Below are 6,768 nucleotides of genomic sequence, written 5' to 3'. Positions count from 1 at the left end.
GGTGCGCGTGAAGTACGAGCTCAGGAATCGCGACGGCGCGGTGATTTTCTCCGACGAAATCAGCGGCACCGAGAATGAACCGCCGAATCCGGTCGGCGCCGAAGTCTTTCTGCCGCTGGAAACAGACCCCGCCGAATCCTTGTCGGTTGCGATGTCGCGCGCAGTCGGTCAGCTGATGCTGGTGCCGAAATTTCACGACCCGCTGCCGATGCGCGCCATCTCGCCGACCCCTGCATCGACATCAACGCTCCAATCGCCTCATCCCTGACTTTGTCCGGCGTGTAGCCGGGCTTGGCAGTAAGTGTGGCAGATAGGCTATTGCTGCCACCCTCGGCGCACCGGATAATCCGCCTCATGAAGCAGAAAAGGAGGAAAAGGGGGCTCGAGATCGCGCGTACGCCCTCGCGCATTCGTACCCGCCGAATCGTGATGCTCGCGTTTCCCGACGCGCAGATCATCGACATCACCGGCCCGCTCGAAGTGTTCGGCCGCGCCGCGCGATGGATGACCGATGAACGCGGTTGGCGAGTTCCCGCTTACACTGTCGAAATTGCAGCCTCCAAAGCCGGCCCGTTTGCGACTTCGTCGGGGATTCGGCTGATTGCGGATCGCGCGATTGCGAACGTGCGCGGGCCGCTCGACACGCTGCTGGTCGCCGGCGGCCGAGGAGCTACCGCTGCGCTCCGCGATCGCGCGCTAATCGAGTGGCTCCGCGCAATCATCCGTCGCACGCGCCGCCTGTGCTCGGTATGCACCGGAGCGTTTCTGATCGCGGAGGCCGGCCTGCTCGACGGACTTTCGGCGACCACTCATTGGCGGCAATGCGCGCGCCTTGCGGCTCAATATCCTGCGGTGTCGGTCGAGACCGATCCGATTTTCGTGCGCGCGGGTAAGATATTTAGCTCGGCCGGCGTGACTGCGGGAATCGATCTTGCGCTGGCGTTGCTCGAAGACGACCATGGCCGCGACGTTGCTCTCGCCGTGGCACGTGAGTTGGTCATGTTCCTGCGCCGACCCGGTGGGCAATCGCAGTTTTCAGTTCAGCTGAGCGCGCAGCAGGCGGATCGCGAGCCGCTCCGCGATTTGCAGCGATGGATTGCAGATCATCCAGGCGCGGACTTGTCAGTCGCAGCGCTGGCGCGGCGCGCAGCGATGAGCTCGCGCAATTTCGCCCGCGTGTTCGCGCGCGAAGTCGGGATGACGCCGGGAGAATTCGTCGAGAACTCGCGCGTTGAAGCGGCGCGCCGCCGGCTCGAAGAATCCGTCGCGGGTGTCGATTCGATTGCGTCGGAGTGCGGCTTCGGCACGCGCGAGTCGATGCGCCGCGCGTTCATCCGCGCCCTACACGTTCCGCCCAGCGCCTATCGCAGCCGCTTTCAGCAAAAACTTAGCGCCTGACCAGAAAAGGAGAACGCCATGCGAATTGCTTTCCTGATTTTCGACGACCTGACCACGCTAGACGCGATTGGACCGTTCGAAGTGCTGTGCCGAGTCCCGGGCGCCGAGATGATGTTCGTCGGCGAGACCGCTGGTATCAAGCGCGCCGATCCGAAATCGCTCGGTATCGTCGCCGACTATTCGATTGCCGACGTGACCAGCGCGGACATCCTGCTCGTGCCAGGCGGGCGCGGCGAGGCGCGGGTGCGCGAGAAACCGCACATGCTCGAATGGGTGCGCCAAATCGATAAGACCACTCAATGGACAACGTCGGTTTGTACGGGAGCGTTGGTGCTGGGCGCAGCCGGACTGCTGAAGGGACGGCCCGCGACGACGCATTGGGCGCGGCTCGAAAAGTTGCGCGAGTTCGGCGCCGAGCCGCGCTCCCAGCGAGTCGTCGAGGACGGCAAAGTAATTACCGCCGCAGGAGTCTCTGCGGGTATCGACATGGCGCTGCATCTTGTCCGTCGCGTTGCCGGTGACACGATTGCGCACGCGATCCAGGTGGGTATCGAATACGATCCGCAGCCGCCGTTCGACGGCAATGCAGGCCGCGCGCCCGCCGGCGTCATGGAAGTCTTGCGCCCGCGGTATCAGAGACCATCTGCGTCGAATTGAGCATTCGAACTCAAGCTGGCGGTGGGACTATAAGTAGTTGCAACACTGCTGGAGGCCATCGCGATGACTGAGTTCGAGGACAGAATCGACGTTCATTTCCATTATTTGAGCCCCGAGTATCGCGAGAAAATGATCGACGCGGTCGGCGGCTCGCCGGATGGGTTTGCCGCGCCGCAATGGAGCGCGGAGGCCGCGCTGGCGATGATGGACCGAATGCACATCGCGACCGGAATGCTGTCGGTATCTTCGCCGGGAGTGCATTTCGGCAACGATGCGAAAGCCCGTTTGCTGGCGCGATCGGTCAACGAATTTGCCGCGCGCACTATCGGAGACCATCGTGGACGCTTCGGCGGCTTCGCCAGCCTGCCGCTGCCGGACGTTGACGGTGCGCTACTCGAGATTGCCTATGCCCTGGATACGCTCAAGCTCGACGGCGTAGTCGTGTTGACTAACTTCAACGGCGTTTACCTCGGCGACAAGCGGCTGGATCCGGTCTTCGATGAGCTCAACCGCCGGGGCGCCGTCGTCTTCATTCATCCCACATCGCCCATATGCTGGCAGCAGAGTGCGCTCGGATATCCGCGGCCGATGATCGAGTTCACCTTCGACAGCACGCGGGCTGTGGTCAACTTGATATTCAGCGGTACGACGGCGCGATGTCCGAAGCTCCGCATCATCGTGCCTCACGCCGGCGGGACGCTGCCGTTCCTGGCGCGGCGAATCGGCATGTTCGGCCGTGGTCTCGCTGGCGGCACGCCAGTCGCCGCGGAAGAGCATCTGCACCGGTTTTATTATGATCTCGCAGGCTCGCCCGGCTCGAACGCGCTCGCGCCGCTACTCGAGATGACCGAACGCTCGCATATCCTCTATGGCAGTGACTACGTTCACACGCCGGAGGCGATAGTGTCGGCGCATCTCGCGGAATTGTTGAGCAGCAAGTTGCTGTCGGCGGCCGATTTCCGGGCGATCGGGCGCGGCAACGCGCTAGGTCTGTTCCCGCGGCTCAAAGACTAGGAACCTAACCCCTAACCCCTTCCCGCGCGGGAAGGGGAACAATCGCGCGAGCTACTTCCTTATGAAGGAGAAGTGATCCTCCATCCGCGCCTGCACCTCGGTCATGTGGTTGCAGTACTGGAAGAAGCCGCCGTTGTAGTTGCCGTCCTGGCGGCGCTGGAACTCGCCTTCGAAGTTGTAGTAGCCGGGCGTGCATTCCTGGTTACGATTGGTCTTGCCGCGATGCTTGATAATCTCCTGCACCCACCATTCCTCGGCCTCCGGAGTGACATCGATCGCCTGGAACCCGTGACGGCGCGCGTACTCGATGCAGGCCGCGATGTGATCACCCTGGGCCTGGAGCATGTCGGTCAGGTTGAATTGGAACGACGCCTGATAACCGCCCATGATGAAGAGATTCGGATAGCCCTGTGAGTGGATTCCAAGCAAGGTGCGGATGCCCTCGCGATACTTGTCGTTCAGCTCGAGGCCCTGCTCACCTCTGATCTGGTTGTAGATGCCGGTCTTCTGCACTTCGAAGCCGGTGGCATAGATGAGTACGTCGAGCTCGTACTGCTTTCCCTCGAACACCGGACCTTTTTCGGTGATTTCGGTGATGCCTTTGCCGTGGGTATCGACCAGGTGCACGTTGGGGCGGTTGAAGGTCGGCAGGTAGTCGTTGTGGAAGCATGGGCGCTTGCACAGGAGCATGTACCACGGCTTCAGCGCCTCAGCGGTGGCTTTGTCCTTGACGATCGAATCGATGCGCTGATGAATCTTCATCATTGCCTCGATGTTCGCGTTCTCCTGTCGCCGCACTTTTTCTTCGTGGGACATCGCGGCATATTTCGCCGTTTGATCCGGGGTCATGAACGGCTGCATCTTGGCGCGTTCGCGGCGCTTCGTTTGCCATCCGGGCTTGAGTCTGCGCGCCCAGTTGGGATCAGTCGGCCAATCGTCGCGAACGTCGATTGACGACGGCGTGCGCTGAAACACGTACAGCTCTTTGGCCGCCGCGCCCAGGCCGGGAATCGCCTGCACCGCAGTCGCTCCGGTGCCGATGATGCCGACGACCTTGCCGTCGAGCCCCGAGAGATCGGGCCTGGTGTAGGCGTAATCCCATCGCGAGGTGTGAAAGGAATGTCCCTTGAAAGTTTCGAGGCCTTTGATCTTCGCCAGCTTCGGCTTGGAAAGGGTGCCGTTGGCGCAGATGACGAAGCGCGCCTTCATATGATCGCCGCGGTCGGTGGTGAGGTTCCACATCTGATCGACGGGATCCCACTCAGTCGAGGTGACGGTGGTCTGAAAAGTCGCCAGTTCGTACAGGTTGTACTTTCTCGCGATCGCCTGGCAGTGGGCGAAAATCTCAGGACCCTTGGCGTAGTGGTCCTTGGGCACGTAGTCCAGCTCGTCGAGCAGCGGCAAATAGTCGTAGGCGACGACGTCGCACGCCACGCCGGGGTATCGATTCCAGTACCAGGTGCCGCCGACGTCCGCGCCGCGCTCGACGATGCGAATGCTCTCGACGCCGCGCTCGCGCAACCGCGCCGAGGTCAGCAGGGCAGAGAATCCTCCGCCGATAAACAGGACCTCGACGGTGTCGTTGATTGGTTCGCGCGGCGTGACCTCGCCGGCGTACGGGTCAACTTCGTACCGCGACAGCTCGCCCGACAGGTCGGACGTGTATTGCGCGGTGCCTTCGGGACGGTAGCTCAGCCTGAGGTCGCGTTCCTCGGCGAATTTCCGCTTGATGCTATCGTAGAAGTCTTGTGACCGCGTTGGCTCCGCGACCATCCCAATGGGCTTTTCTTGCGTCTGCGGCATGTCGATTCTCTCTGCGATTTAATGTGAAACCCGCGGTGGGTTTCACCCTTCCTTCGGCAGGGGTGACCCCTGCACCCAGTATCTATAACGGGAAGCGCTCTTTGACCATCTCTTCGCTCTTTTTCCAGAGGTCGTTCGCGTGGGCGAGATTTAGAGCATAAGACCGGACGCCGACGCGCGACGTCGCGTCGTCATTCACTTCGCATACGTGACAGTCTTCGCAATAGTGCGCGCCGACCGCATCAGATGATGCGACGAAGCCGCTCCAGACTGAAGTCGCCGATCCTTGCGGGACACTCTTGAAGCGGAAGGCCGGTGGCTGACCGGGTTTTGCCCCGCGATTTATGCGGGCCATCATCTGCTCGACGAGTTCCGGCGTCATATGGCGCCCGAGCTCGGTCTGGATTCCGCCGGGATGGATCGAGGTAGCGCGCACGCCGCGTCCCTTGAGCCGGCTGTCGAGCGCGACCGCGTAGAGAATATTCGCGGTCTTCGAACGGCCGTACGCCGTAAAGGGTTGATAGGGAGTGTGATCGAAATTCGGATCCTCGATGTCGACATCGCTGATCTGGTGGCCGGCCGAAGAGAGCGTCACAACTCGAGCGCCCGACTTCAAAAGCGGCACGAGCCGGTTGACGAACACGAAATGGCCGAGGTGATTGGTTCCGAATTGCGTTTCGAAGCCGTCCTGGGTCTTGCCTTGCGGACAGGCCATCACGCCGGCGTTCGCGATGATCACATCGAACGGTTTGGCGCGCGCCAACAACTCGCTAGCCGCCTTGCGCACGCTGGCGAGCGAAGCGAGATCCATTTCGACGAGATCCACCGCTGGATTGCCTGCTTCCGCGAGCGCACGCCGCGCCTTCGACAGGTCTCGCGCAGTGCCGACAACTGTGCCGCCGTGCGCGACGAGCGATCGCGCGGTCTCGACGCCCAAGCCGGCCGAGACGCCGGTCACGAGTACGCGTTTGCCGGAAAGATTTACGCCTTCGAGGACTTCGTCTGCCGTCGATTCCGCTCCAAAAGTCATTGGCATTGTGCCTTTCTCCAAATTTGGTGTCCTTGCTGCGAAGGACTTGGACTCAAACATAAACCGAATACATACCGATAAGCCACCGAACAATACGAGCCTGAACGTGGAACTCGACTAGCCGTCGTCGATCACGCACGATTGAGATTCGGGGGTGCCGGCGATGCCGCAGCGAATTTACAAAACTTCAAAACGGCTTGGGCCGATTAGTCACGACCAAATGAGTAGCGCGCTCGCTCGGTTCGGGCTGGGCGATTTGCTGGCGGTCGAGCCGGTGCCATTCGGGCTGTTCGGGCAAAACCTGTTCGTCACCTCGAGCGCCGGCGAGTTCGTATTCCGCGGAGCGCCGCATGGACCTACGCAGTTTCCGACCGAGCGCTTCTTCACGCGCCTACTCCACGAGCGGACGAGTGTGCCGGTGCCATGGCCATTTCAGATTGACGATTCGTGCGATTTTTTCCCCTGGAGCTACGTGGTCATGCCGCGGATGCCGGGACTGCAGGTCACTGATCGCATCGTGCGGCGCGAGTTGAGCGGCGCGGACCTGCGCGCGATTGCGCGCGCGATGGCATCCAACCTCGTCGCGATGCAGCAGATCACTATGCCTTACTGCGCGCGCTACGATCCGGAGCGGGACATTGTCAGGGCAGTGCCGACCAACGATCACGCCGAATGGCCTTTCAACAATGGCTATGGTGCGGTGACTCAGCCGCCGTCGCATCGCGAGCTCGTCACCGCGCGCATCCGGCGGATCCTCGAACGAGCGCGGACAGTGAGCGATCGCACCACTGCGGCTGATGTCGAGTGGGCCGAAGGATTGATCGAACGCGCGCAGGCCGCGTTAACGACGCCTTTTACTCCGTGCT

General features: G+C 61.7%; 7 protein-coding genes. 5 read left to right on the top strand and 2 right to left on the bottom strand.

Going from position 1 to position 6,768, the window contains the following annotated elements; genetic code table 11:
- The 4 genes from VIW95_RS02990 to VIW95_RS02975 form a co-directional block, all read left to right on the top strand.
- Positions 1-268: hypothetical protein (locus tag VIW95_RS02990; protein WP_331583890.1), on the top strand; the 268-nt coding region annotated here is incomplete at its 5' end.
- Positions 269-408: 140 nt separating this feature from the next.
- Positions 409-1,398 (top strand): GlxA family transcriptional regulator, encoded by a 990-nt coding sequence (locus tag VIW95_RS02985; RefSeq protein WP_414645264.1) that lies wholly within the window; start codon positions 409-411, stop codon positions 1,396-1,398.
- Positions 1,399-1,416: 18 nt separating this feature from the next.
- Positions 1,417-2,055, top strand: coding sequence for a DJ-1/PfpI family protein (locus tag VIW95_RS02980; RefSeq protein ID WP_331583886.1), 639 nt, complete (start codon positions 1,417-1,419; stop codon positions 2,053-2,055).
- Between the two features lie 63 nt (positions 2,056-2,118).
- Positions 2,119-3,069 carry an amidohydrolase family protein gene (locus VIW95_RS02975; protein WP_331583884.1) on the top strand — a complete coding sequence of 317 codons (951 nt, stop codon included), beginning with the start codon at positions 2,119-2,121 and terminating at the stop codon, positions 3,067-3,069.
- A gap of 51 nt (positions 3,070-3,120) precedes the next feature.
- Here VIW95_RS02975 and VIW95_RS02970 read toward each other — a convergent pair whose 3' ends face one another.
- Together VIW95_RS02970 and VIW95_RS02965 are read right to left on the bottom strand one after the other, a co-directional pair.
- Positions 3,121-4,872, bottom strand: a complete 1,752-nt coding sequence (locus VIW95_RS02970; RefSeq protein WP_331583882.1) for an NAD(P)/FAD-dependent oxidoreductase — start codon at positions 4,870-4,872, stop codon at positions 3,121-3,123.
- Between the two features lie 82 nt (positions 4,873-4,954).
- Positions 4,955-5,908, bottom strand: a complete 954-nt coding sequence (locus tag VIW95_RS02965; protein WP_331583880.1) for an SDR family NAD(P)-dependent oxidoreductase — start codon at positions 5,906-5,908, stop codon at positions 4,955-4,957.
- 214 nt (positions 5,909-6,122) lie between these two features.
- Here VIW95_RS02965 and VIW95_RS02960 point away from each other — a divergent pair.
- Positions 6,123-6,768, top strand: a 646-nt coding sequence (locus tag VIW95_RS02960; RefSeq protein ID WP_331583878.1) for a phosphotransferase family protein, incomplete at its 3' end; no start/stop codon positions are given.

It is taken from the genome of Binatus sp. (SeqCode), from assembly GCF_036522015.1.
In the GTDB taxonomy this organism is placed as follows: domain Bacteria; phylum Desulfobacterota; class Binatia; order Binatales; family Binataceae; genus Binatus.
The sequence above is the reverse complement of the archived record's forward strand: the minus strand, read 5'-3'. Positions and strand labels throughout refer to the sequence as shown.

Coding starts and splice junctions, on each gene's coding strand:
- VIW95_RS02970 (WP_331583882.1), bottom strand. CDS start 4,872: ATGCCGCAGACGCAAGAAAAGCCCATTGGGATGGTCGCGGAGCCAACG.
- VIW95_RS02975 (WP_331583884.1), top strand. CDS start 2,119: ATGACTGAGTTCGAGGACAGAATCGACGTTCATTTCCATTATTTGAGC.
- VIW95_RS02980 (WP_331583886.1), top strand. CDS start 1,417: ATGCGAATTGCTTTCCTGATTTTCGACGACCTGACCACGCTAGACGCG.
- VIW95_RS02965 (WP_331583880.1), bottom strand. CDS start 5,908: ATGCCAATGACTTTTGGAGCGGAATCGACGGCAGACGAAGTCCTCGAA.